The organism is Pantoea sp. EKM21T (assembly GCF_011800405.1).
Classification (GTDB): Bacteria; Pseudomonadota; Gammaproteobacteria; order Enterobacterales; family Enterobacteriaceae; genus Pantoea; species Pantoea agglomerans.
Map to the genome: position 1 here is coordinate 229,398 of NZ_JAALFV010000001.1, position 26,987 is coordinate 256,384.

Sequence of the window (26,987 nt, forward strand, 5' to 3'; positions counted from 1 at the left end):
ATTCCCTTTTCAGTGACATCCGGTTATGCAGCTACCGACCTGTCCTCCATGGCTTGTCGCCAACCTCCCAACCAGTGAGACTTAGCGTCAATCAACTGATACGGACACATCTCTTTTGAGCGTCCAGTAATACCTGCCTGATAACCACGTGAATGGGCGCGTTCGAGGCGGTCTCGTTTCTGTCTCTTCATACTCCGTGTCCCTCATGTAAGGTCTGTGGAATCTGGTGGAAAGAAAAGTGGTGAATTAATGTTCAACCACTCTTATGTTCTACCTCCTGCGCACCCAAAGATCAATGCCCAATCTTCATGCCAGTGTCATAAATGTGACCTTAATCGGTAAAAATAATGACGTTCTGTGATGCATGCAACAACACTATCTTTCTGATTAAGCTAATAAAAAAGCCCCTGACCTCTGTCGAAAAAGCACGACAATCGGTCAGGGGCTTAGCTTATTTATTCACATCAATCTTAATTTAACGCAACCACACTATTGGCAATCTTCTGTGCTGTCTGTTGCCAGCCCGCCGCCAGCGTTCTGACCATCGCATCGTAGCCATCTTCGGTCTGCGGCAGTACCAGGTTAAACGCCTGTTTGGTCAGCCGGCCCTGATGTTCCAGCGTCCATTCGCCACTGACGACTGCTTTGCCATCATAGCGCCCCTGGAAGCCTGTTACGGTCACATTCAGCGTATCGTGCTGCGCGCCTAAAGGTGAACCGGCTACCAGCCGGCCTGGCAGCGCCTTGCTCAGGTTAGTGATCAATGTCTGCTGCAACTGCTGATCTAGCGGGCTGGCCCAGAGATTATTCGCGGCGATAACGTATTTGACATCGCTGGTCTGATAAACCAGTCCGTTGCCTGCCAGATAGTCCGGCACCGTCACCTGCTGCACCCATAACATCGGTTGCGCTTCATTCAGCTGGCTGCTGCTGACCTGCATGGAAGCCGCCCCGGAGGGCAGCTGATACCATGTATTGTCAACGCTGCTACTGCACGCACTCAACACCAGCGCGGCACAAAGTATCAATCCTTTATTCACTGTTTCGCCCTCTTCGGCTGGGGATCCTGTCCCGGTTTTGCCTCAAATACCAGCGCATTGCTCTTGGTGTTAAGCGTTCTTAACACCGGCTGGAGTTCACGCAGAACCTTATCCAGGCGCTGCATATCCCCCACCAGCTTGCTGTAGGCTGGTGAACCTGGCTGCAGGCCTTTCATGCTGCGGTTCAGCTCGCGCAATGTCTGCTGCAGGTCTTCCGGCAGGGTTTTCATAGCCGGACTGGCGGTGACTTTGTTGATGTTGTCGATGGTGCGCTGCAGATCACGCATCGTTTTCTGGCTCTCTTTCAGCGTGCCTGTCGCTTCATTGACCATACCGTTCAGTGGCAGACTGTTAATCTTATCCAGCGCCGCCATCAGCTTCTGCTGAATCTGGCTCAGGCCACCGCTAACTGTTGGGATAACTTCATAGCCAGAGACTTTCTGCGGCCCTTTGTAAGGCGGTGCATTGTCATAAAAGTCGAGATCGACATAGAGCGCACCCGACAACAGGCTACCGGTTTTCAGCGTCGCACGCAGGCCACGTTTTTTACCATCCTGCAGATGCTGTTGCAGATCGAAGTTCTCACCCAGTCGGCTGATAAAGCGATCCGGCTCGATGCGAATCAGCACCGGCACGCGGTAATCATTGTTCAGCGCCTGGTCCAGACCGGCTTTCATCAATGGCGCTTCTGAGACGGTACCCAGGCGAATGCCACGGAATTCAACCGGCGCCCCCGCCTGCAGACCACGGATGGAGTCGGTGAAGAACATCAGGTAATCAATATGGTTGGTGTAGAGCGAGTCCTGAATGCTGCGCTGATCGTCAAACAGATGATAATCAGACTTATTCTGCGCAGGCTGACCCAGCTCCCAGCCATCCGGCACGTCAAAACTGACGCCGCCGCTGAACAGTGTGGTCAGCGATCCCATTTCCACCCGCATTCCTGAAGCGGACATATCCACGGCGATGCCGCTGTCCTTCCAGAAGCGCACATTGGTTGTAATCAGGCGATCGTAAGGCGCAGCGACGAACAGCTGATAGGTCATCATGCGTTTTTCGGTATCGAAAACACTGGTCTCGACCGTACCGACGCGATAGCCGCGGAACAGGACCGGATCCCCCGGATTGAGCTGACCCGCTTTCTTGCTGTCCAGCACGATGCGAATCCCTTTGGCATCCGGTGGCGCTAACGGCGGCGCATCCAGCAGCTTAAACTGCTCGGGTGCCTGGCTTTTAGTGCCCGGCTGTAATTCGATATAGGCACCGGATAACAGAGTGCCGAGACCGCTGATCCCTTCGCGACCCACCTGCGGTTTCACCACCCAGAAAACGCTGTCGCTGTGCAGCAGTTTTTCCATGCCTGAATTCAGGCGCGCTTTGATTTCCACATGGTGGAGATCGTCGCTTAACACCGCGCTTTCCACCACACCGACATCCACGCTACGGCTTTTAATCGTGGTTTTACCCGCAACAATGCCTTCGGCGTTTTCGGTGATGAGGGTGACTTCCGGCCCCTGATGGCTGAAGTGATAAAAGAGGATCCATCCGCCGATTAACAGCGTAACGATGGGGACAATCCAGACCGGCGACCAGCGCTTAATCTGTTCCACCTTTGCATGGCCGTGATTAGTTTCCGTCAAGGCGCGACTCCTTCATATTGTTTTCGCGTACACGATCCCAGGTTAATCGCGGGTCAAAGGTCATGGCAGCAATCATGGTGATAATCACCACCATTGCAAACAATACTGCCCCCCACGCGGGATAAACATTCATTAATTGCCCCATGCGCACCAGCGCAGAGAGCACGGCAATAACAAACACGTCGATCATTGACCAGCGGCCAACAAATTCGACCACTTCATAAATTTTGTGCATCCTGTGGCTGTCACGCTGTCCGCGTCCGCTGGCATCCCAGCAAAGCCAGCCAATCGCCAGCATTTTCAGCGTAGGCACCATGATACTGGCGATAAAGATCACCAGCGCCACCGGATAGGAGCCATCACCCCACAGCACAATCACCCCCGCCATGATATTGGAAGGATAGGCAGTGCCGAGGGTTTCCGTCACCATAATCGGCAACAGGTTGGCCGGGATATAAAGCAGTATGGAGGTGAACAACAGCGCCAGCGTCCACTGCAGGCTGTGCTTACGCCGTGCCTCAGCCGTGACGCCGCAGCGGGGACACTTATGCTCTGCTTCCGGCAGAATGGCCGTACAGCAGGGACAGGAGCGCAGACCCTGCTCTAAACCACTGATGCCCACTTCGGGCGGATGGGGCAGCGCAGGTCGGGGTGACAGACTGTCCCACAAGCCGCGTCGATCAACGCACTGAAAGGCCCGCAACTGCAGCAGACAGAACAGAACCCACGGCCAGAAGCTGGTCTCCAGGCCGATCTCGCCATAGGCCATCAGCTTGACGAAACTGACCAGCACGCCCGCCATAAAGATTTCTGCCATGCCCCAGTTACGCAGCTGAAACAGAATACGTGCCAGACCAATTTTGAGTCCAGTCGGCAACGGGACCCGATTGACCAGAAGGATAATGGTGATCATGCAGAAGGCCGGAACCGCCTGCACAAAGAGAAGGAACAGCGTCGCCAGACTGCTGTAATCTTCCGTCACCATCACCTGAGGTATCTGCGCCAGCGTGATCTGGCTGGTCAGCCCTGCCACCTTCATTGAGACAAAAGGAAACAGATTCGCCAGCAGCAGCATAAACAGCGCTGCCAGCGCATAGCCCGTTGGCCGTTTACGCGGTTCGTGCCAGTTGGCCGTCAGGGAGGTGTGGCAGCGCGGGCATGACGCACGGCTGCCAACGGGAATGTCCGGCAGCTTAATCATTAAATCGCATTGTGGACAGAGCATCCACGCGTTACTTTTCACTGCTGAACACATCCGTTAGCCCTGCCCTACGCGCCGTTTTTCAGTGACTCTAGCTCTTCCCAGCGCGCAAAAGCGGTTTCCAGCTCCTGCTCAGTCTGAGCCAGATTATCCAGCACCGGTTGCGTCTGATCGTGTGCCTGACTGAAGAAGTCGGGATGACTCATCTTCGCCTGCAGTTCTCCGATACGCGCTTCCAGCTGCTCCAGTTTTTGCGGCAGCTGTTCCAGCTCACGCGCCAGATTGTAGCTGAGTTTATTCACGCTACGCTTCGCATCACCCTTCTCTGCTGCAGGCTTAGAGGCGTTACCCGTCGCTTTCGCCGGTGCTGCCGCCTTGTGCTGCCGGTAGGCGGCGCGCTGCTGCTGAGCATCGTGATAACCGCCAACAAAGGTACCAATCTCACCATTGCCTTCAAAAATCCAGCACTCGGTAACGGTATTATCGACGAACTGACGATCGTGGCTCACCAGTAAGACGGTACCCTGATAGCCATCAATCAGCTCTTCCAGCAGTTCCAGCGTTTCGACGTCAAGGTCGTTAGTCGGTTCATCCAGAATCATCAGGTTGCTGGGACGCAGGAACAGGCGCGCCAGCAGCAGACGGTTTCGTTCACCGCCCGAAAGGGCGCGCACCGGCGTCATGGCACGTTTTGGATGGAACAGGAAGTCCTGCAGATAGCCCAGTACGTGGCGCGGTTTGCCGTTGACCAGTACTTCCTGCTTGCCTTCGGCCAGGTTGTCCATCACGGTGCGATCCGGATCCAGTTCAGCGCGATGCTGGTCAAAGTAGGCTACTTCCAGCTTGGTACCGGAATGCACACGACCATGGTCAGCTTTCAGCTGCTGCAGCATCAGGCGCAGTAAGGTAGTTTTCCCGCAGCCGTTCGGTCCGATCAGCGCAATTTTGTCGCCACGCTGTACCTGGGTTGAGAAGTCCTTAACCAGCACTTTGCCATCGACCGCGTAGTCGACATTTTCCAGCTCAAACACAATCTTGCCGGAACGGGACGCTTCGCCCACCTGCATGTTGGCTTTGCCCATCACTTCACGACGTTCTGAATGTTCACGACGCAGCGCTTTCAGCGCACGCACACGACCTTCATTACGGGTACGACGGGCTTTGATGCCCTGACGGATCCACACCTCTTCCTGCGCCAGCTTACGGTCAAATTCGGCGTTCTGCATCTCTTCAACGCGCAACGCTTCCTCTTTGCCTTCCAGATAGAGATCGTAGTTGCCTGGCCAGGAGACCAGCTTGCCACGGTCCAGATCGACAATGCGCGTCGCCATGTTGCGGATAAACGAACGGTCATGGGAAATAAAGATGATGCTGCCGGTGAAGTTCTTCAGGAACGTTTCCAGCCAGTCGATGGTTTCGATATCGAGGTGGTTGGTTGGCTCATCCAGCATCAGGACGCGCGGGTTACTCACCAGCGCACGGCCCAGTGCCGCTTTACGCAGCCAGCCGCCCGAGAGCGACGACAGCTCGGTATCGGGCTGCAGACCAATCTGCTCCAGCACGTCATGGATGCGGCTCTCCAGCTGCCACAGATTCTGGTGGTCGAGAATGCTCTGCAGACGCGCCATCTCATTGAGGTTTTTATCGCTGGGATCTTCCATCACCACATGGGAAATGGCGTGATAGGCTTTCAGATGCTCAGCCTGCTCTTCAACGCCCTCGGCCACGAAGTCATACACCGAACCGGTAATATTGCGCGGCGGATCCTGTTGCAGACGCGCCACGACCAGATCGGTTTCATAAATAATGCGGCCATCATCCAGTGGCTGTTCGCCATTGATGATTTTCATCAGCGTGGATTTACCGGCACCGTTACGGCCCACCAGACAGACGCGTTCGTTCTCTTCGATGTGCAGTTCGGTGTTGTCTAACAGCGGCGCATCGCTGAAGGAGAGATAAGCGCCGTGGATACTGATTAATGACATGTAAGCTTATTCCTTACCGGCGTGAGTGATCAGCCAGCAGTTGTGAATTTGACGGTTACGCGCGAAGTCCTGCGACTGCGTTTTCTGGGTAATATCCTGCGCCTGCAGGCCCAGTGATTTCAGGCCATCCATGTCCATTTTGAAACCGCGTTTGTTATTGGAGAACATGATGGTGCCGCCGCGACGCAGCAGGCGCTTCAGGTTACGCATCAGCATCATATGATCGCGCTGAACGTCGAAGCTCTCTTCCATACGTTTTGAGTTGGAGAACGTTGGCGGATCGATAAAGATCAGGTCAAAGTTCTCGTCACTCTCATTCAGCCAGCTCAGGCAGTCCGCCTGCATCAGACGATGCTGACGCCCGGTCAGTCCGTTGAGACGCAGGTTGCGCTCCGCCCACTCCAGATAGGTACGCGACATATCTACCGTAGTGGTTGAACGCGCGCCACCCAGACCGGCATGCACACTGGCGGTACCGGTATAGGCAAACAGGTTCAGGAAATCTTTGCCCTGACTCATCTGGCCCAGCATTTTACGGGCAATGCGGTGATCGAGGAACAGGCCGGTATCGAGATAGTCGGTCAGATTCACCCAGAAACGCGCATTAAACTCTTTAACTTCGAAATAGTCGCCCTTCTCGCTGAGCTTCTGATACTGCGCTTTGCCTTTCTGGCGTTCACGCGTTTTCATAATCAGACGGTCGGCAGGCAGTTGCAGCACGCTCAGCGTTGCGCTGATGACATCGAACAGACGCTGACGCGCTTTATCAGGATCGATGGTTTTCGGTGGCGCGTACTCCTGGATAATCACCCAGTCGCCATAGCGATCGACAGCAACGTTGTAGTCTGGCAGATCGGCATCATAAATACGGTAGCATTCAATGCCTTCCTGACGCGCCCACTTCTCCAGTTTCTTCACGTTTTTACGCAGGCGGTTAGCGTAATCTTCCGCAATCTGTCCGGCGCTTTCATGACTGTTAACCGCCAGCTTATAGTTTTTCTGCACGCAATCCAGCGGACCGTTCTTCGCTTTAAACTGGCGATCGGCACGCAGCTGCAGGCAGCTCAGCAGTTCTGGCGAGGCGCTGAACAGCGACAGGTTCCAGCCGCCAAAATGCTGCTTCATCAGACGTCCGAGCTGGCTGTGCAGCGCAATCAGGGCTGGTTCGCTCTCCAGACGTTCACCGTAAGGAGGATTACTCAGCACCGTACCGTGAACCGCCGGATCGACCGGATTAGTCAGCTTCAGCAGATCCTGCTGGCCGAAGGTGAAAAGTTCAAAGACGCCAGCGCGGCGGGCATTCGCCTGCGCCCACTCCAGCACCCGACCATTATTGTCGTAGCCAAAGAAGCGCGCCTGGGTGGCAGCCGTGCCAGTGCGGGCACGGTTCTGCGCCTCAGTTTTAACCTCCTGCCACAACGCAGCGTTAAACTGGCTCCAGGCGGTGAAGCCCCAGTGCTTGCGCAGCAGGCCAGGCGCACGATCGCAGGCAATCAGTGCGGCTTCAATCAGCAGCGTACCGGAACCACACATCGGATCGATCAGCGGTGTCGTCGGCTCCCAGCCAGAACGCAGCACGATGGCCGCCGCCAGGGTCTCTTTTAACGGCGCCTGACCGGTCTGCTGGCGATAACCACGCTGATGCAGCGAGCTGCCGCTGAGATCAAGCGCAATGCTGGCGCGATCGTCATTCAGCCAGACGTTGACACGGATATCTGCCTGCTCACGATCGACGTTGGGTCGTTCGAGATTCTGACGGGTAAAGCTGTCCACGATGGCATCTTTAACTTTCAGCGCGCCGAACTGGCTGTTACGAATCGAATCGTTGGTGCCGCTGAAATGCACAACAAAGGTTTTGTCGCTGCCGAACATCGTCGGCCAGTCCACGCTCTGCACACCCAGATAGAGATCCAGATCGCTGTAGACGCCAAACTCTCCCAGCGGCAACAGGATGCGTGATGCTAAACGACTCCACATCAGGCTTTGGTACATGGTGCGATCGTCGGCTTCGTAGTGAACGCCTCCCTGCACTACTTGCAAATCCTGCGCGCCCAGCGCGTCCAGCTCACTTTTTAACAGCTCTTCGAGCCCACGCGCCGTGCTGGCAAACAGAGAATTCATATCGTCACTTTTTAACTCTTGAGAAAATTGTCGCGCATTATAGCGAATCGGAGACCTATGTCATAAAGTTAGCTTCTTTTGTGCTGCGCGTCGGGTTCAAGGAGAACACCATGATCACGCTTTCCCGCTTATTTATTCATCCTGTGAAGTCGATGCGGGGATTAGCGCTGTCACACGCGCTGGTCACTGACAGCGGACTGGCATTTGATCGTCTGTTTATGGTGACCGAACCTGATGGCACCTTTATTACCGCGCGTCAGCACCCGGAGATGGTGCGCTTCACGCCCGCGATTTTACCGGATGGCCTGCTGCTGACGGCCCCGGATGGCAGTCACTCCCTGATCCGCTTCAGCGATTTCGATGAGCAGGATCACCCCACCGAAGTCTGGGGAAATCATTTCACCGCGCGCATAGCGCCGCCTGCGATTAACCAATGGCTGAGCCAGTTCTTTCCGCGTGAGGTTCAGTTGCGCTGGGTCGGGCCGCAACCCAGCCGCCGGGTTAAAGCGTTTAATCATATTCCGCTGAGCTTTGCCGACGGCTTTCCGTTTTTGCTGATCAACAACGCGTCGCTGCATGATCTGCAACAGCGCTGCCCGGCCAGCGTCCGTGCCGAACAGTTTCGTCCGAATCTGGTCGTCAGCGGCGCTGCCGCATGGGATGAAGACAGCTGGGCGGAGATTCAGATTGGCGACGTGATATTCGAGGTGCCTAAGCCATGCAGTCGCTGCGTGCTCACCACTGTCAGCACCGAGACCGGCGTTAAGCATCCTGCCGGTCATCCGCTGGCCACGCTGCAGACGTTCCGCACCGCCCTGGATGGCAGCGGGGATATTGATTTCGGTCTGAACTTAGTGGCGCGCAACAGTGGGGTGGTGCGCGCTGGTGATGAGATGATTGTTCTGAAACGTCATGCACCGCGCAGCTATGGTGCCGGTGAAGTGGTCGAAACACTGAAACCAAAGCAGCAGGCGCCAGATGCCGTGGCTATCACGTTTCAGGGTCAGACGTTCACCGGGGATAATCAGCAGGTATTACTGGATCAGCTGGAGATGCAGGGCTTCCGGATCCCCTACTCCTGTCGGGCGGGACTGTGCGGCAGTTGCAAGCTGAGTCTGGTCGCGGGTGAGGTTAAGGCGCTGAAACAGAGCGCCCTGCGTCAGGACGGCACGCTGTTGAGCTGCAGCTGTATTCCGGCTGGCGATGTAGAACTAAGGTAGTCAGACTGCGCGGGCGTAGCGCGGCGCGACATCCTGATACAGGGGCTGCAGGCGATCGTTCATCACCTTGATGGCATCGCCGAGCACCATGTTTTTTCCGGCCAGCGTCAATCCCGGCTGCGCCAGCAGGCAGAGCGCCGCATTATCGCCACTCTCAACCACCAGCAGTCGTGCCTGCGTTCCCTCTTCTGCCAGCGTAACCTGTACCATTTCACCGGGACGGGGCTGCATTGCCGGGGCATAAGAGGCGAAATGCCAGCTTTTCGGCATCAGTGGCTTGAGGAAGCGTGCAGCGACCAGCGCATTTAACACCAGTTCGGCGCGATGGCTGCCACTGAGTTTGCACTGACGGCAGGTCTCTTCAAAGGTGTAATAAAGGGCGGCGTCATCGACACAAAAACCCGATTCAGTGAAGGCATCCGGCGTGAGCATTTTGCGGGAATAACGGGAACGAAAAAGCATACCGTCTGCCAGGTCGAGCATCATTCGGTCGTGGCTGCTGTCAAAATACCAACGCCAGTTATCATCGGGTTTAATTTTCATCGTGTGCCCTGTATTTACCGCTGCGCCAAAAATCACGCAGAATTCAGCGAAAAAAGAAACATAAGGAAAAGCTGAAAAAGCGTGCAACAGGACAAAATATAAACGAGCCGAGGGGATAAATAAACCCCCCGGCCAATGATTGTGAGAATTGTCTTAGAGATGGGTGACGATATCTTTAATTAAGCCTGGCCCCTGATAAATAAAGCCTGAATAAATCTGAACCAGTGTTGCCCCGGCGGCGATTTTTTCACGCGCTGCCGTCAGAGAATCGATCCCGCCTACGCCAATAATCGGCAACCGTCCCTGCAGTTCCTGAGAGAGACGCTGGATCACCGCCGTGCTGCGCGACTGCACTGGCCGTCCACTTAACCCACCCGCTTCCTCAGCATGCTTAAGACCGCTCACCAGCGAACGATCGAGCGTGGTATTGCTGGCAATCACGCCATCAATCTGATGACGAATTAAACTGTCCGCGACCTGAATTAACTCTTCTTCAGAGAGATCGGGCGCAATTTTTACGGCCAGCGGAACATATTTCAGATGACGCTGTTCCAGCTCTTTTTGTTTCTGTTTGATGGAAGAAAGCAGATCATCCAGCGCCTCGCCATATTGCAGCGAACGTAAACCTGGGGTGTTAGGTGAGGAAATATTGATGGCGATATAACCGGCGTGGGCATAAACCTTTTCCATGCAGATGAGATAATCATCTTTGCCCTGCTCGACCGGCGTATCTTTATTTTTACCGATATTGATCCCCAGCACGCCGTTAAAGCGCGCTTTCTTCACGTTTTCAACCAGGTGATCAACACCCAGATTATTAAACCCCATCCGATTGATAATTCCGCCCGCTTCCACCAGACGAAACATGCGTGGCTTATCGTTCCCCGCCTGGGCGCGCGGCGTGACGGTGCCGACTTCAACAAAGCCAAAGCCCATCGCCGCAAACGCATCAATGCACTCTGCGTTCTTATCCAGACCCGCCGCCAGGCCAAGGGCATTCTTAAAGGTCAGTCCCATACAGGTGACCGGACGCGACGGCAGATTCTGGCGATAAAACATCTCCAGTGGGGTGCCGTTCATAAAACGCAGTTGCTGAAAAGTGAGTTCGTGTGCGCGTTCGGGATCAAGTTTAAACAGCGCCGGTCGGACGATAGGATAAAACATGCACTCTCCTGAAGGACGGAAGCGATCGTGGAAGTCGGTGCACGGGAAAATGTGCGCCAGAATGGTAAAGTGCTCTGGCGCAAAAGTAAATCGAACAGCGGGGAAGCGTGAAGTTAACTGAAAATGCTTTGATCTTACGCGGCGGAATCGTTTACGGGTTGATTTTTCACCTCAGAGGGAAACAGATATTCCCGCAGGATGCCGTGACGTTGCATGATGCCAAAAATACCGAGACAGACGAACGCTTCAGCCCCGACCATCGACCATGCGGCACCGATTGCGCCAAACTTCCACGCCAGGAAACAGCACAGCGGCACGTTAACCACACCAGCGGCCATCATTACCCACATACGCTGGCGGGCCAGACCATGTGGGATCAGAATCTGTAATCCAGCCGGGTAGGCAATGTTGCCAAACAGGAAGCAGAGCACAAAGACGCGCAGCACATCCGCTGACTGGATAAAGTCTTTACCCAGCAATATTGAGACCACCAGGTCAGCAAAAAACCAGGTGAAGATTACAATCGACAGACTCAGGGAAAACGACAGCAGCAGGCTTTTGCGTGTCGCCGCAATCGCGGCCCGTTTATCCCGGCCGAACAGGTGGCTGACGCGCGGGAAGAAGGCGCTGCCGATCTGCTCCGGCACAGAGTTAGCCGCTTTACGCAGGCGATCGGCGCCGTTGTAGATCCCGACCATGTAAGTAGAAGCAAAGGTGGCGAGAATCACCACGTTGACGCTGTTGAAAAGGTTAGCACCGGCAATGGCGATAAATACATCCATGCTGTCGGTGATGCGCTGTTTGATTTCGCGTGGTTCAAAGCGATAGCGGCCAATGACTTTCATCTCCAGCACAAACTTCAGCGTAATTGCCGCGCTGATAATGGAGACCGCGCCAGGGATCAGGGCAGCCAGCCAGGTATCCTGCGGAGATTTCACCAGCAAAAAGGTCAGCGGAATCGCACAGAAGTTACCGAAGGTGGCGATCATCGCCGTCTTACCCAGCTTCTCAAAGCCCTGCATCAGCCAGCCGAATGAAAACAGCGAGCCGACCAGCGTGGTGCAGTTCGCCAGAATGATGAAGAACAGAGGGTGCCAGGAGGGATTGAACCAGGTCGCGGTCAGCAGCGTGCCGCTGGTGACCACCAGCAGCATCAGCTTGGCGTTAAACGTTGACCAGAAGAGCTGACTGACGCGTTCTTTGTCATCACGATGGTGAGCAATATCTTTGGTGGTAAAGACATTGAATCCCCAGTCGGAGATGGTGCTGCAATAGAGCACGCAGGCGATCGCCAGCGCCAGCGTACCCATCTGCTCTACGCCCAGAACGCGGGCAAGATAGGGCAGCGTGGCCAGCGGAAACAGAAACGACGCGCCACGGTAAGCCAGCAGCGAGAAAATATTAATAACCAGACTTTTATCGAGTACTTTTGCCATGTCGCAACAACCTTATACACATTGCATGTCTCACCTTCTCATTTCGCTAAGGCATAAACAATATCGCTTCACATTTTTCAGAATCAGGCTGCGCGCTTGAGCTCTTTTTTAACCTTGTAGTGCTGCAGCGCAATAAAGAGCTCCGGGCGATTAAACAACAACCACTCTTTAAGATTTTCTGATTTTACATTACGACCCATAAAGCGAATGGCATTACAGACATATTCCGGCACCGGCGTTTTATTATAGAGAGACAAATAGATCATCAGACGGAACGAATGAAGTAAATAAGACTTTTCCAGCGAACTACGCCAGGCTGATTTAGGGAGCGAACTGGTTAACGTATTATAAGCATGCATAAAAGCGTCATAGCGCTGATAGAAAAACTCATTGCCTTTGGTACTGTTGGTCAGTGAACCACTGCGGATGCGCTGCTTATAATAGACCTGACGGCTGACCCATGCGTGCTGGCATTTCATAAACACGGAGAGCGTAAAGTTGTGGTCTTCATGAACCCGACGGACAAAGCGCAACTTATGCTGTTCAATGACGCTTTTTCTTAAGACGTAATTCCAGACGGCAGAGGTATATCTGCCATTACGCAGCAGGCGCAGAAAGACCTCCTGTGGTTTCTGCTGGCCAAACTGGTCATGCTTCACTTTTGGCGAGGTGATATCAATGTGGCCATCTTCATAGACGCAGGAGTTAAAACAGAAAAGATCCGTTTCAGGATGCTTCTCCGCCACCATTGCCAGCTCAGTGACGAGGCCATCAACCACGACATCATCCGGGTCACAGAAAAAGAGAAACTGACCCTTTGCCAGTGCAATGCCGGTGTCCCGTGCATTGCCGAGGCCGCCATTTTCAATGGTGATCACTTTCACCTGAGAAAGGTGCGCATAATTCTGTTCAATTAAGGCTAATGTTCCATCAGTAGATCCATCATTCACAATGATTATTTCATTGGGCGCTTTAACCTGGCGTAATAACGAATCGACGCACTCTACAATATATTTCTCAACATTGTAGGTTGGAATAATAACGGATAACAGGATGTCAGACATATGCAATTCTCTGCTGTTAGAAAATGACAATACGATTCACCTGCCTGATGCAGGTTCTGACCAGAGGCGAAACGTCGAAAAGAGTAAGGCGCGATTATTATGATTGCTTTCATTGAGCCCGATTATCTTAAACCTGTAATGCGAAAAAAGACCAGCCGTAAAAATCATCTTAATGTTTCATGTGAGCATCACTCTTAACGAAAGTGCATCTATAGCCCGCAGTAATGTTAAAACCGTTGAGGATCGATTTAAATTAGCCCTGCAAAGCAGACGTAACCAGATTCAGAAATCTGTAAGCGAACATCTGAAACGATGAATAATTTCAGCATTCCTTCATTATTATTACAGTTTGCTTTCTGCAATAAATCTTAATCTTTGGCAGAGGCTGCCGCAGATAAGCTGATTCTGTGCTGCTTCGCAGCGCTATTTTGTCAGCCGTTGCGCTTTATGGCCGCGCCACTCTCAGAAAAAATGATTAAGCAATCAGACGAAAGATATTTTTTCTGCTCAACCGACACATTTTGACGATCTCGTATCATGCCCCTTAATGAATTGTTCCGCTGCCAGCGCTTAATTTAAGAATTATCGGAAGCGGCGATGCTGACATCTGTCGCAACGCCTTCTATTTGCAGATTTCACCCTTACTTTGCCGGATAAATCATTTAAGCCCACTCCCCTGCTCTGACAGTATGAAGGCATAAGTTCTCAACATTTGATAATCAATAACTTTTAGTTATAAGGAGTGATGATGCGAGTTATTACGCTGGCAGGCAGCCCACGATTCCCCTCCCGCTCAACCTCACTGCTGACGCTGTGTCAGCACAAGCTGGAGGCGCGTGGTATTGAAGTCATTCCGTGGAATATTCACAACTTTCAGCCTGACGATTTAATCAATGCGCGTTTTGATGCACCTGCGCTTCTCGCCCTGCGTGACGATCTGGCTTCGGCTGATGGACTGATTATTGCGACACCTATCTATAAAGCGTCGTTTTCGGGTGCGCTGAAGACGCTGCTCGATCTGCTGCCTGAACGCGCACTGGAACACAAAGTCGTTTTACCGCTGGCCAGCGGCGGCAGTGCCGGTCATATGCTGGCGCTGGACTACGCCCTGAAGCCGGTGCTCAGCGCCTTAAAAGCGCAGGAGATCCTGCATGGTGTTTATGCCGAGGATCATCAGATCAGTCATTACGACCGTCAGCCCGAACTGCAGGATTCACTGTCACAGCGCCTGGATGAGGCCGTCTCCGCCTTCTGGCTGGCACTGACCCGTCACCACCATCCCGTTGCGCAAGCGGTATAAGGAAGCGATCGATGAAGCTGAGATTAGGAAAGTGGCTGGTGGCCGGACTTCTGCTGGCCGGCCTTCAGGTACAGGCCGCCGAATCCGATCCGTCTGAGATTCGCATCGGCTATCAGAAAGGTTCGGTCAGCATGGTGCTGGCGAAGTCACATCAGTTACTGGAGAAGCGTTTTCCCCATACCCGGATTAAGTGGATCGAGTTCCCTGCAGGCCCACAAATGCTGGAAGCGCTGAATATCAACAGTATCGACCTGGGCAGTACCGGTGATCTTCCCCCGCTGTTTGCCCAGGCCGCGGGCGCGGATCTGCTTTATGTCGGCGCGGAGCCGCCAAAACCCAAAGCGGAAGTGATTCTGGTGCCAAAAAGCAGCCCGCTGAAACAGGTTGCGGATCTGAAAGGCAAGAAAGTGGCTTTCCAGAAAGGCTCCAGCTCTCACAACTTACTGCTGCGCGCGTTACAGCAGGCGGGCCTGACCTTTAAAGACATCACGCCGGTCTATCTCACCCCCGCCGATGCGCGCGCCGCCTTCCAGCAGGGTGACGTTGATGCCTGGGCAATCTGGGACCCCTACTATTCATCGGTGCTGCTGCAGGGAAATTCGCGCCTGCTGATTGATGGCAGCTCCCTTAATCTGACCGGCTCCTTCTATTTAGCGACCCGCAGCTATGCCGAAGCCCATGGCGCGTTTATTCAGCAGGTGCTCGACACCTTCAGCACTGCCGACGCGCTGACAATCAGCCAGCGTCAGCAGAGCACCACACTACTGGCGCAGGCGATGGGCTTGCCCGAACCGGTCATCGCCAGCTACCTCAGCCATCGGCCGCCAACCCGCATTTCGCCGGTCAGTGCCGAAACCGCGGCCGCCCAGCAGCGCACCGCTGACCTGTTCTATGCCAATCATCTCTTGCCAGTAAAAGTGACGATTCAGGATCGCATCTGGCATCCGCATACCGTGACGCAATAAGGAGCAACAATGAGCGTATCCATTTTCTGGTTCCTGCCGACGCATGGCGACGGCCACTATCTTGGTACTGCCGAAGGGGCGCGACCGGTTGATCACGCCTATCTGCAACAGGTGGCGCAGGCCGCTGACCGCCTTGGCTTTGGCGGCGTACTGATCCCGACCGGCCGCTCCTGTGAAGATGCCTGGCTGGTTGCCGCCTCGCTGATTCCGGTGACGCAGCGCCTGCGGTTTCTGGTCGCACTGCGTCCTGGGGTGATTTCACCGACCCAGGCAGCACGTCAGGCCGCCACGCTGGACCGTCTTTCTAACGGACGTGCGCTGTTTAATCTGGTGACCGGCGGCGATCCGGAAGAGCTGGCGGGCGACGGTGTGTTCCTGGATCACCGCGAGCGTTACGCGGAATCCGCCGAGTTTACCCGCGTCTGGCGTCGGGTGCTGGAAGGCGAAACCATCGATTATGAAGGCAAGCACGTGAAGGTACGCGGTGCGCGTCTGATGTTTAAACCGGTGCAGCAGCCTCGTCCCCCGCTGTGGTTTGGTGGCTCTTCTGAGCCAGCCCAGGAGCTGGCGGCCGAACAGGTCGATGTTTACCTCACCTGGGGCGAACCCCCTGCGCAGGTCAAAGAGAAGATTGATCAGGTGCGCGCGAAAGCGGCAGCCCAGGGACGCACCGTCCGGTTTGGCATCCGTCTGCATGTGATCGTGCGTGAAACCAATGAAGAGGCCTGGCAGGCCGCCGACAAACTGATTGCCAATGTGGATGACGCCACCATCGCGAAAGCGCAGGCGGCGTTCCAGCGGGCAGACTCTGTGGGGCAGCGCCGGATGGCCGCGCTGCATGGCGGTCGCCGCGACAAGCTCGAAATCAGCCCTAACCTGTGGGCAGGCGTCGGCCTGGTGCGCAGCGGAGCCGGGACCGCGCTGGTCGGCGATGGTCCGACCGTAGCCGCACGCATCAAAGAGTATGAAGCGCTGGGCATTGAGACCTTCATCCTGTCGGGTTATCCGCACCTGGAAGAGGCTTATCGCGTCGGCGAACTGCTGTTCCCGCATCTTGATCTGCAGATTCCACTGGTGCCCCAGCCGCGCGTGGTTCAGGCACACGGTGAAGCGGTAGCCAACGATTTTACCCCTGAGAAAAAAGTCGCCCGGGGCTGAGGAGAGCATGATGACCAGAACCCGAAAACGCCTTGCTGATACGCTGGTGCCCTGGCTGCTGCCGACGCTGCTGGTCGTGGTGTGGCAGATTGCCTCGCAAACCGGCTGGTTGTCGACCCGTATTCTGCCCGCACCGGAGAAAATTGTGACCACCTTCTGGCAGCTGACCGCCAGTGGTGAACTCTGGCAGCATCTGGCGATCAGTAGCTGGCGGGCGCTGATCGGCTTCAGTATCGGCGGCTCTATCGGCCTGCTGCTCGGGCTGATTACCGGCACCTCCAGAACCGGTGAACGACTGCTGGATACCTCGGTACAGATGCTGCGCAATGTGCCGCATCTGGCGCTGATCCCGCTGGTAATCCTCTGGTTCGGTATTGATGAGTCCGCCAAGATCTTTCTGGTGGCGCTGGGGACGCTGTTCCCGATCTACCTGAATACTTATCACGGCATCCGCAACATCGATCGCGGGCTGGTTGAGATGGCGCGCAGCTATGGCCTTTCCGGCTGGAGCCTGTTTATTCAGGTGATCCTACCCGGCGCGCTGCCCAATATCATGGTCGGCGTGCGTTTCGCGCTGGGCCTGATGTGGCTGACGCTGATTGTGGCAGAGACCATCTCTGCCAACGCGGGTATCGGCTATCTGGCCATGAACGCGCGTGAATTCCTGCAGACCGATGTGGTGGTGGTCGCCATTATTCTTTACGCCCTGCTCGGCAAACTGGCGGATGTCGCCGCGTTGTTACTTGAACGTGTCTGGCTGCGCTGGCATCCCGCTTATCAACTGAAGGAGGAGAACGCATGAGCCAGACTCTCTCACCGGCGCGCCTCAACACCGGCACCCCGGTTGGCGTTAACGGCGTCAGCAAACAGTATGGCAGCCGCACCATTCTGAATAAGATTGACCTGCATATTCCCTCAGGTCAGTTTGTGGCGGTGGTGGGTCGCAGCGGCTGTGGCAAAAGCACGCTGCTGCGCCTGCTGGCCGGTCTCGAACAGAGCTCCAGCGGTGAACTGCTGGCAGGCAATGCGCCGCTGCAGTCGGCTCGTGAAGATACCCGCCTGATGTTTCAGGATGCGCGACTGCTGCCGTGGAAAAAAGTGATCGATAACGTCGGACTGGGTCTGCGCGGACGCGAATGGCGCAGCGCGGCGCTGGATGCGCTGGCGGCGGTAGGCCTCGCCGATCGGGCTGATGAGTGGCCAGCCGCCCTCTCCGGCGGCCAGAAACAGCGCGTCGCACTGGCCAGAGCGCTGATCCACCGGCCCGGTTTACTGCTGCTGGATGAACCGCTGGGGGCGCTGGATGCCCTGACCCGCATTGAAATGCAGGGATTGATTGAGTCACTGTGGCAGCAGCATCACTTTACCGTGCTGCTGGTTACGCATGATGTCAGTGAAGCGGTGGTGATGGCAGATCGCGTGCTGTTGATCGAAGAGGGTCAGATCGGGCTGGATCTGCTGGTGGATCTGCCCCGTCCCCGCCGTCGCGGATCGGTGCGGCTGGCCGAGCTGGAAGCGGAGGTACTGGATCGGGTCATGCAGCGTACGGAGCGACCGCAGCCGGTTCGTTTCGCGCAGCAGCGCTAAAAAAGGGGAGTGTCTCAGACACTCCCCTTTTTTATTATCAGGCGTTCAGTGCCCGGGTAATTTTCTCGTAGAGGTCGCCAGAGAGTTTATCCAGCTCCAGCAGCTGCTCCAGCGCCTGGCGCATCATCGCCTGACGGCCTTCGTCATAACGTTTCAGGCGAATCAGCGGCTCCACCATCCGTGCCGCAACCTGCGGATTGCGGGTGTTAAGGTCGGTAAGCATCTCCACCAGGAACTTGTACCCGCTGCCATCTTTAGCATGGAAGGCGGCCGGGTTAGCCGAGGCAAAGGCACCCACCAGCGAGCGAACGCGGTTCGGATTACTCATGGTGAAGGAGCGATGATTCAGAAGCTGACGCACATTGCGCATCACGTTAGCGGCCGGACTGGTCGCCTGCAGCACAAACCATTTGTCCATCACCAGACCATCCTGATGCCAGCGCTCATCGTAAGCTGCCAGCAGCGCATCACGGCACGGTAACTGTGCCGCAACAGCAGCAGAAAGCGCCGCCAGCGCATCGGTCATGTTGGTCGCCTGGTGATACTGGGTCTGCACCAGTTTATCCGCCAGCTGCGCATCGCTGAAGGCGAGATAGGTCAGGCAGATATTTTTCAGGCTGCGCTGACCAATCGCGTCATGCTCCACGCGGTATTCAGGCTGCTGATTGGCGTTGTAGATCGCAAAAAACTCATCGGCCAGTTCGCGTGCCAGCGTGCGTTGCAGCGCGTCACGCACCAGCGCAATCGCCTGCGGATCGATAGTATCAAACAGCTCGGCAATCTCATTTTCCGACGGCAGCGTCAGGATCAGCGCGGTCAGCGCCGGGTCGCAGTCGGTATCCAGCAGCACCGCGCGGAAGGCGTCGGCGACATGCAGCGGTAGTGACAGATGCTGGCCCTGCTGATAGCGGGCGACATTCAGACGGATATAGGTCGCCAGCAGGCTCTGAGCCGCATCCCAGCGGGAGAAGTCGTTGCGTGCATGACGCATCAGGAAGGTGAGCTGAGCATCACTCCATTTGTAATCAAGCTTAACCGGAGCAGAGAATTCGCGCAGCAGCGACGGCACCGGCTGGAAGTAGACGTTATCGAAAATAAAGGTCTGGAACTCCTCGGTGACATTCAGCACATGATGCACCGGATGACCATTATTCTGCAGCGGGATCACCTTGCCTTCGCCATCGTAGAGTTCAATATCCAGCGGGATATGCAGCGGCAGCTTCTCTTTCTGATCGGCAGTCGCAGGCGTGTGCTGCGTGACGTGCAGCGTATACTGCTCCAGCTCCGGGTTGTAATCGTCGCGCACCGTCAGCACTGGCGTACCGGACTGGCTGTACCAGCGGCGGAACTGCGACAGGTCAACATTCGAGGCATCTTCCATCGCCTGAACAAAATCATCACAGGTGGCGGCGCTGCCGTCGTGGCGATCAAAATAGAGCTTCATGCCCTTCTGGAAATTCTCTTCACCCAGCAGGGTGTGCATCATACGGATCACTTCTGACCCTTTTTCATACACCGTCAGGGTATAGAAGTTGTTCATCTCGATGACCTGATCCGGACGGATCGGGTGTGCCATCGGGCTGGCATCTTCGGCGAACTGCGCACCGCGTACGATACGCACGTTATCAATGCGGTTCACCGCGCGTGAGCCCAGATCAGAGCTGAACTCCTGATCGCGGAACACTGTCAGTCCCTCTTTCAGGCTGAGCTGGAACCAGTCGCGGCAGGTCACGCGGTTACCGGTCCAGTTATGGAAATATTCGTGACCGATAACCGCTTCAATGCCCAGGTAATCTTTGTCCGTCGCCGTTTCCGCTTTAGCCAGCACATATTTGGCATTGAAGACGTTAAGGCCTTTGTTCTCCATGGCGCCCATGTTGAAGAAGTCCACCGCCACGATCATAAAGATGTCGAGGTCATACTCCAGACCGAAACGCTCTTCATCCCACTTCATGCTGTTTTTCAGCGAGGTCATCGCCCAGTCGGCACGGTCGAGGTTACCGCGATCGACGAAGATCTCCAGCGCCACATCACGTCCTGAACGGGTAGTGAAGCTGTCGCGCAGCACGTCGAAATCGCCCGCCACCAGCGCAAACAGGTAGCAGGGTTTCGGGAACGGATCCTGCCACTTAACCCAGCTGCGATCCTGCTCATCCCGGCCGCTGTCAATGCGGTTACCGTTGGAGAGCAGGAATGGATAGCGCTCACCGTCGGCATAGATGGTGGTGGTAAAGCGCGCCAGCACGTCGGGGCGATCGAGATACCAGGTAATATGACGGAAGCCTTCAGCCTCACATTGGGTGCAGAGCGCCTCGCCCGATTTATACAGCCCTTCCAGCGCGGTGTTCTGGTCCGGGTGAATATCGTTAATAATTTTCAGGGTGAAGCTTTCCGGCAGCTGGCTGATGACCAGTGCGCCCTCTTCTTCACGGAAGGCCGTCCAGGCTTGCCCGTCGACCTCCAGCGCAATCAGCGTTAACGCTTCGCCGTCCAGTCGCAGCTCAGCCTGGCTGTCGCCCAGTCGTTTAACCTGGCTGATGGCCGTTACACGAGTGGTGGACGCATCCAGTTCAAAAGTTAAATCGATATCGGTGATGGTGTACTCAGGCGCACGGTAGTCGTGGCGATACTTGATTTGGGGCTGTTGCGTCATATTGCGTCTCGCGTTGTTATAAGTTTACCGGCAAAGTCTAAGCTTGTTACTACAAGCTTGCCACGCACAATGCACCTAAAGGGTGAAATGGCTACACTTTGTTAACAATGGCACAGATTGGCCTCGACCCGCCCGTCTGAAATATGCTGTGATCGGCTTCAGATAGTGAATTATACTTTTGCGTCTTTATGACTGTGTACAACACCGGGCTCTGCGCCACCGAACAGGATGCTGAAACGCGCCATGACAGGACATGCTTCCCCGATACTGACCTCGCTGCTGGATACGGACGCCTATAAGCTCCATATGCAGCAGGCCGTTTTCCACCGCTATCATGACATAACGGTGGCGGCGGAGTTTCGCTGCCGCGGCGACGAACTGCTGGGTCTCTACGCTGACGAAATTCGTGACGCGATAACCGCAATGCAACACCTGGCGCTGACTGATGATGAAGCGACCTGGTTGTCTTACCTTCCCTTCTTCCGGCAGGATTACCTCAGCTGGTTACGCCAGTTCCGCTATAACCCGGATCAGGTTGAGGTGCGTAATCATCATGGCAAGCTGGAACTCCGTATTCAGGGGCCGTGGCGAGAAGTGATCATGTGGGAGGTGCCGCTGCTGGCGCTGATCAGTGAGATTGTGCATCGTCATCGCACGCCGCAGGTCACTACTCAGCAGGCACTTGACCACTTACATCAGAAACTCGGCGACTTTAAAGCCCAGGTGGCTGACCTTGATATGTCACGCTTCCGCCTGATGGATTTTGGCACCCGTCGTCGCTATTCGCAGGATGTGCAGCAGTCGATCGTCTCAACGCTGAAACAGGAATTTCCGTGGCTGATTGGCACCAGTAACTATGATCTGGCGCGCCGTCTGTCACTGACGCCAGTGGGAACACAGGCGCATGAGTGGTTCCAGGCCTTCCAGCAGATCAGTCCGGTACTGGCCAACAGCCAGCGCGCTGCGCTGCAGGCGTGGCTGGATGAGTATGACGATAAGCTGGGCATCGCCCTGACCGATTGCATCGCTATGGACGCCTTTCTGCGTGATTTCGGTCCGGTGTTTGCCCGCCGCTACCAGGGACTGCGCCACGACTCCGGCGATCCGGTCGAATGGGGCGAGAAAGCCCTCGCCCACTACCAGAAGCTGGGTATCGATCCGCAAAGCAAACACCTGGTCTTTTCTGACAACTTAAATCTCGACAAAGCGCTGGCGCTTTACCGCCACTTTGGCCAGCGGACGAACGTGGTGTTCGGCATCGGTACCCGCCTCACCTGCGATATTCCGGGCGTGACGCCACTGAACATCGTTATCAAACTGGTGCAGTGCAATGGCAAGCCGGTGGCGAAACTCTCAGACAGCCCGGGAAAAACCATCTGCCAGGATAAAGCCTTTGTCAGGGCGCTGCGTAAAGCTTTTGATCTGCCGCTGGTGAAAAAAGCGAGTTAATCCTCTTCTTATCGGGGCGTTGATACGCCCCGCCTCTGCTGTAATAAATCTGCTTTCCCCCTGAATTTTGCTTGTTTCCTGAAGACTCGCAAGTAACATAGCAAAACCCCGGATGGGGCAACTTTTTTACTCACTTCTTCTATATAGAGAGATATTTATGAGCGTAGTGCCTGTAGCGGACGTACTGCACGGTCGCGTCGCGGTTGACAGTGAAGTCACCGTACGTGGTTGGGTGCGTACCCGAAGAGATTCCAAAGCCGGTCTTTCCTTCATCGCTGTCTATGACGGCTCCTGCTTTAATCCCGTTCAGGCTGTCGTCAATAATTCTCTGAATAATTATCAGGATGAAGTGCTGCGTCTGACCACGGGCTGTTCCGTTATCGTCACCGGTAAAGTGGTGGCCTCACCGGGTCAGGGCCAGGCGTTTGAGATTCAGGCGACCAGCCTGGAAGTCGTAGGCTGGGTGGAAGATCCCGACAGCTACCCGATGGCGGCGAAACGCCACAGTATCGAGTACCTGCGCGAAGTGGCTCACCTGCGTCCGCGCACCAACCTGATTGGCGCGGTCGCCCGCGTTCGCCACACCCTGGCGCAGGCGCTGCATCGCTTCTTCCATGAAAATGGCTATTTCTGGGTCTCGACGCCGCTGATTACCGCCTCCGATACCGAAGGTGCCGGCGAAATGTTCCGTGTCTCTACGCTGGATATGGAAAACCTGCCGCGTAACGATCTGGGCAAAGTTGACTTCAGCGAAGATTTCTTTGGTAAAGAGGCGTTCCTGACCGTTTCAGGTCAGCTGAATGGCGAAACCTATGCCAGCGCCCTGTCGAAGATCTACACCTTCGGTCCGACGTTCCGCGCAGAGAACTCCAACACCAGCCGCCATCTGGCGGAATTCTGGATGCTGGAGCCGGAAATCGCCTTTGCCTCACTGGATGATGCCGCTGCACTGGCCGAATCAATGCTGAAGTATGTCTTCAACGCGGTGCTGGAAGAGCGTGCCGATGACATGGCCTTCTTTGCTGAGCGGGTAGATAAAGAGGCGGTTGAGCGTCTGCAGCGTTTCATCACCACCGATTTCGCGCAGGTGGATTATACCGATGCGGTTGAGATCCTGATGAACTGCGGTCAGACCTTCGAAAACCCGGTTTCATGGGGTATTGACCTCTCCTCTGAGCATGAGCGTTACCTGGCGGAGAAACACTTTAAAGCGCCGGTGGTGGTGAAAAACTATCCGAAAGACATTAAAGCGTTCTATATGCGCCTGAATGACGATGGCAAAACCGTGGCGGCGATGGATGTTCTGGCGCCAGGCATTGGTGAGATCATTGGCGGTTCACAGCGTGAAGAACGTCTGGATGTCCTGGACGCGCGTCTGGAAGAGATGGGTCTGAATAAAGAAGATTACTGGTGGTATCGTGACCTGCGTCGCTACGGTACCGTGCCACATTCTGGCTTTGGATTAGGCTTTGAACGTTTAATCGCCTATGTCACCGGCGTACAAAATGTCAGGGACGTAATCCCCTTCCCGCGCACCCCACGCAACGCGAGTTTCTGATATTCGGCATTAAATATAAGAAATTCATATATATAACGAGGTCGGCACTGCCGGCCTTTTTTTATTTTTGTAAATTTTGAGTTCTCTCACAAAGTTCCGCGTTTTTTACATTTTGTAATACATATTTTCTTACTGAAACAAGATTACGAGTTTAGTAGCATTTAAGCGCTAGAATTACGGCGGGTGGGATGGAAAGATGCGTGCAGACACAGGAAGACACCAAACTTCGTTCAGGGTTCCCGTAAAGGTTTCTTGACGGCAGTGGCAGGTGTACAAATAACTCCAATGAGGGTAATGAATAATGATGAAGCGCAATATTCTTGCAGTGGTTATCCCTGCTCTGTTAGCCGCCGGCGCAGCAAACGCTGCAGAAATCTATAACAAAGACGGCAACAAACTGGACCTGTACGGTAAAGCTGTTGGCCTGCATTATTTCTCTGATGACTCAGGCAACGACGGTGACAAATCTTATGTTCGTTTCGGCTTTAAAGGCGAAACCCAGATTAATGACCAGCTGACCGGTTACGGCCAGTGGGAATACAACGTTCAGGCGAACAACTCTGAAGGTTCTGATGCACAGAATGGCAACAAAACCCGTCTGGGCTTTGCCGGTCTGAAATTCGGCGATGCTGGCTCAATCGACTACGGCCGTAACTACGGTGTGGTTTATGATGCAATCGGCTGGACCGATATGCTGCCAGAATTCGGTGGTGATTCAGGATATTCCGATAACTTCATGAACGGCCGTAGCACAGGCCTGCTGACCTACCGCAACACCAACTTCTTCGGCCTGGTTGATGGCTGGGACTTCGCAGTTCAGTATCAGGGTAAAAACGAGCGCACCGGTACCGACGGCCTGCGTCGCTCCAACGGCGACGGCTACGGTGTGTCAACCTCTTATACCTCACCAATCGGTCTGGGTATCGTAGGTGCTTATAGCAGCAGCGATCGTACTAATGCTCAGGCAGCAGGCGCACAGACAACTGTTACACCTAGCCAGGCTAATGGCGGCGGTGCTGCAGTTACCACTGTCACCGGTCAGGGTGCTGGTAAACGTGCTGAAAACTGGGCAACGGCTATTAAGTACGATGCAAACAACGTTTATCTGGCTGCAATGTACGGTGAAACTCGCAACTCAACACCAGTTACTGCTACTGGTACTCTGGCTAACGGCAACGCGTTCTCTACCACTGGCTTTGCAAACAAAGCACAGAACATTGAACTTGTTGCACAGTATCAGTTCGACTTCGGTCTGCGTCCATCCATTGCCTATGTACAGTCTAAAGGCAAGGACATTGAAGGCGTGGGCGATGCTGACCTGATTAAATACATCGACGTTGGCGCGACTTACTACTTCAACAAAAACATGTCGACCTATGTGGACTATCAGATCAACCAGCTGAATGACAACAACCGCTTGGGTCTGAACACAGACGACGTAGTGGGTGTAGGCCTGGTTTACCAGTTCTAATTCCGCTTAAAACATGTTGAAAACGGGGCTAAGGCCCCGTTTTTTTATGGCTGCTATTCCCGACAGGTGCGTTTTTCCTCGCGCCGTTACCCCGCTTTAATCATTACCTTTCCCCGTCGCGCAATCCACACTGCAAAATGTATGAATTTGTCTCGCAAACGGTTGGCATTTGTCTGGCCGGACGCTAACCTGAGAGCTCTTTTCGCTAAAGTTCACGCTAATGGACCTGACACATGTTTGAATCGATCTCTGCTGCACCCGCCGATCCTATTCTTGGGCTGGCCGATCTGTTTCGTGCTGACGACCGCCCGGAAAAAATCAATCTGGGTATCGGCGTCTATAAAGACGAAACCGGCAAGACCCCGGTGCTGACCAGTGTTAAAAAAGCTGAGCAATATCTGCTGGAAAATGAAACCACCAAAAACTATCTCAGCATTGATGGCCTGGCTGATTTTGCCCGCTGCACACAGGCCCTGCTGTTTGGCAACCAGAGCCCGCTAATCACCACTGGCCGCGCTCGCACGGCTCAGACACCGGGTGGTACAGGCGCGCTACGCGTTGCAGCCGATTTCCTCGCCACGCAAACATCGGTGAAGCGGGTCTGGATCAGCAATCCAAGCTGGCCGAATCACAACAACGTGTTTAACGCTGCCGGTCTTGAGGTCTGTGAATACCACTATTACGACCCGGCAAACCATACGCTGGATTTCGATGGCATGGTCGCGTCACTGAAACAGGTTCAGCCAGGCGACGTGGTGCTGTTCCACGGCTGCTGCCATAACCCGACCGGTATCGACCCGACCGCTGAGCAGTGGCAACAGCTGGCGGAGCTGTCACAGGCCAACGGCTGGCTGCCGTTGTTTGACTTCGCTTACCAGGGTTTTGCCCGTGGTCTGGAGGAAGATGCAGAAGGCCTGCGTATTTTTGCCACCTCGCATCAGGAACTGATCGTCGCCAGCTCTTACTCCAAGAATTTCGGCCTGTATAACGAGCGTGTTGGTGCCATCACGCTGGTTGCCGCCGATGCGAGCGTGGCAGATACCGCGTTCAGTCAGGTGAAGTACACCATTCGCGCGAACTACTCCAATCCGCCGGCACATGGCGCCGCCATCGTCGCCACCATTCTGGGCAACGATACCCTGCGTACCATCTGGGAGCAGGAGCTGTCGGACATGCGTCAGCGCATTCAGCGCATGCGCCAGCTCTTCGTAAACACGCTGGCGGAGAAAGGCGCACAGCGCGACTTCAGCTTTATTATTAAGCAGAACGGCATGTTCTCGTTCAGTGGCTTAACCAAAGACCAGGTCATTCGCCTGCGTGAAGAGTTTGGCGTCTACGCGGTGAACTCAGGGCGTGTGAATGTGGCGGGCATGACGCCAGACAATATGTCGGCGCTGTGCGAAGCCATTGTCGCCGTGCTGTAAGCAGGATG

The 26,987-nt window shown here is 54.9% G+C and carries 21 protein-coding genes; 10 read left to right on the top strand and 11 right to left on the bottom strand.

The window, feature by feature from the left end:
* Nucleotides 1-23: 23 nt before the first annotated feature.
* The 6 genes from rmf to rlmKL form a co-directional block, all read right to left on the bottom strand.
* Nucleotides 24-191, bottom strand: a complete 168-nt coding sequence (gene rmf / locus HFD87_RS01195; RefSeq protein ID WP_008925875.1) for a ribosome modulation factor — start codon at nt 189-191, stop codon at nt 24-26.
* Nucleotides 192-470: 279 nt separating this feature from the next.
* A complete protein-coding gene (pqiC, locus tag HFD87_RS01200) occupies nt 471-1,040 on the bottom strand; it encodes a membrane integrity-associated transporter subunit PqiC (protein WP_022625928.1) in 570 nt (189 codons plus the stop codon).
* Nucleotides 1,037-2,680 (bottom strand): intermembrane transport protein PqiB, encoded by a 1,644-nt coding sequence (pqiB, locus tag HFD87_RS01205; protein ID WP_061704146.1) that lies wholly within the window; start codon nt 2,678-2,680, stop codon nt 1,037-1,039. The genes pqiC and pqiB overlap by 4 nt, the downstream gene beginning before the upstream one ends.
* Complete coding sequence (gene pqiA / locus HFD87_RS01210) at nt 2,667-3,935, bottom strand: membrane integrity-associated transporter subunit PqiA (RefSeq protein WP_061901604.1); 1,269 nt, start codon at nt 3,933-3,935, stop codon at nt 2,667-2,669. Before pqiA ends, pqiB begins: the two co-directional genes overlap by 14 nt.
* A gap of 14 nt (nt 3,936-3,949) precedes the next feature.
* Complete coding sequence (locus HFD87_RS01215) at nt 3,950-5,866, bottom strand: ABC transporter ATP-binding protein (protein WP_031592840.1); 1,917 nt, start codon at nt 5,864-5,866, stop codon at nt 3,950-3,952.
* 6 nt (nt 5,867-5,872) lie between these two features.
* A complete protein-coding gene (gene rlmKL / locus HFD87_RS01220; protein WP_010669780.1) occupies nt 5,873-7,987 on the bottom strand; it encodes a bifunctional 23S rRNA (guanine(2069)-N(7))-methyltransferase RlmK/23S rRNA (guanine(2445)-N(2))-methyltransferase RlmL in 2,115 nt (704 codons plus the stop codon).
* A gap of 110 nt (nt 7,988-8,097) precedes the next feature.
* Here rlmKL and HFD87_RS01225 point away from each other — a divergent pair, with 110 nt between their 5' ends.
* A complete protein-coding gene (locus tag HFD87_RS01225; RefSeq protein WP_010255007.1) occupies nt 8,098-9,207 on the top strand; it encodes a YcbX family protein in 1,110 nt (369 codons plus the stop codon).
* On the opposite strand, the gene HFD87_RS01230 is transcribed toward HFD87_RS01225, so the two are convergent.
* The 4 genes from HFD87_RS01230 to HFD87_RS01245 form a co-directional block, all read right to left on the bottom strand.
* Nucleotides 9,208-9,750: a cell division protein ZapC gene (locus tag HFD87_RS01230; protein ID WP_033757182.1), complete on the bottom strand. Its 543-nt coding sequence runs from the start codon at nt 9,748-9,750 to the stop codon at nt 9,208-9,210. It abuts the gene before it with no gap.
* A 153-nt stretch (nt 9,751-9,903) separates the two neighbouring features.
* Nucleotides 9,904-10,914, bottom strand: coding sequence for a quinone-dependent dihydroorotate dehydrogenase (gene pyrD, locus HFD87_RS01235; RefSeq protein ID WP_010255000.1), 1,011 nt, complete (start codon nt 10,912-10,914; stop codon nt 9,904-9,906).
* A 134-nt stretch (nt 10,915-11,048) separates the two neighbouring features.
* Nucleotides 11,049-12,350, bottom strand: coding sequence for a flippase (locus tag HFD87_RS01240; protein WP_010254996.1), 1,302 nt, complete (start codon nt 12,348-12,350; stop codon nt 11,049-11,051).
* Nucleotides 12,351-12,433: 83 nt separating this feature from the next.
* Entirely contained in the window at nt 12,434-13,414 is a 981-nt protein-coding gene (locus HFD87_RS01245; RefSeq protein WP_010254993.1) for a glycosyltransferase, read from the bottom strand.
* Nucleotides 13,415-14,162: 748 nt separating this feature from the next.
* Between HFD87_RS01245 and ssuE the strand changes: the two genes are divergently transcribed.
* Genes ssuE through ssuB form a run of 5 tightly spaced genes read left to right on the top strand, consistent with a single transcriptional unit; the run spans nt 14,163 to nt 18,424 of the window.
* Nucleotides 14,163-14,714 (top strand): NADPH-dependent FMN reductase, encoded by a 552-nt coding sequence (ssuE, locus tag HFD87_RS01250; protein ID WP_045140577.1) that lies wholly within the window; start codon nt 14,163-14,165, stop codon nt 14,712-14,714.
* 11 nt (nt 14,715-14,725) lie between these two features.
* Nucleotides 14,726-15,679 (top strand): sulfonate ABC transporter substrate-binding protein, encoded by a 954-nt coding sequence (locus HFD87_RS01255; RefSeq protein WP_010669774.1) that lies wholly within the window; start codon nt 14,726-14,728, stop codon nt 15,677-15,679.
* 9 nt (nt 15,680-15,688) lie between these two features.
* Nucleotides 15,689-16,837 (top strand): FMNH2-dependent alkanesulfonate monooxygenase, encoded by a 1,149-nt coding sequence (gene ssuD, locus HFD87_RS01260; RefSeq protein ID WP_167422837.1) that lies wholly within the window; start codon nt 15,689-15,691, stop codon nt 16,835-16,837.
* 10 nt (nt 16,838-16,847) lie between these two features.
* Nucleotides 16,848-17,639: an aliphatic sulfonate ABC transporter permease SsuC gene (gene ssuC, locus HFD87_RS01265; RefSeq protein ID WP_010254987.1), complete on the top strand. Its 792-nt coding sequence runs from the start codon at nt 16,848-16,850 to the stop codon at nt 17,637-17,639.
* Nucleotides 17,636-18,424 carry an aliphatic sulfonates ABC transporter ATP-binding protein gene (gene ssuB, locus HFD87_RS01270; RefSeq protein ID WP_167422838.1) on the top strand — a complete coding sequence of 263 codons (789 nt, stop codon included), beginning with the start codon at nt 17,636-17,638 and terminating at the stop codon, nt 18,422-18,424. The genes ssuC and ssuB overlap by 4 nt, the downstream gene beginning before the upstream one ends.
* 37 nt (nt 18,425-18,461) lie before the next feature.
* On the opposite strand, the gene pepN is transcribed toward ssuB, so the two are convergent.
* A complete protein-coding gene (gene pepN, locus HFD87_RS01275; protein ID WP_167422839.1) occupies nt 18,462-21,077 on the bottom strand; it encodes an aminopeptidase N in 2,616 nt (871 codons plus the stop codon).
* 243 nt (nt 21,078-21,320) lie between these two features.
* Here pepN and pncB point away from each other — a divergent pair, with 243 nt between their 5' ends.
* From pncB to HFD87_RS01295, 4 genes are all read left to right on the top strand, one after another.
* A complete protein-coding gene (pncB, locus tag HFD87_RS01280) occupies nt 21,321-22,526 on the top strand; it encodes a nicotinate phosphoribosyltransferase (protein ID WP_167422840.1) in 1,206 nt (401 codons plus the stop codon).
* 157 nt (nt 22,527-22,683) lie between these two features.
* The gene (asnS, locus tag HFD87_RS01285; protein WP_022625935.1) at nt 22,684-24,084 is read left to right on the top strand and encodes an asparagine--tRNA ligase; all 1,401 of its coding nucleotides are present in this window, start codon (nt 22,684-22,686) and stop codon (nt 24,082-24,084) included.
* 301 nt (nt 24,085-24,385) lie between these two features.
* Nucleotides 24,386-25,555 (top strand): porin OmpF, encoded by a 1,170-nt coding sequence (gene ompF / locus HFD87_RS01290; protein WP_010669769.1) that lies wholly within the window; start codon nt 24,386-24,388, stop codon nt 25,553-25,555.
* A gap of 233 nt (nt 25,556-25,788) precedes the next feature.
* Entirely contained in the window at nt 25,789-26,979 is a 1,191-nt protein-coding gene (locus HFD87_RS01295) for an amino acid aminotransferase (RefSeq protein ID WP_167422841.1), read from the top strand.
* The last annotated feature ends 8 nt before the right edge of the window (nt 26,980-26,987 follow it).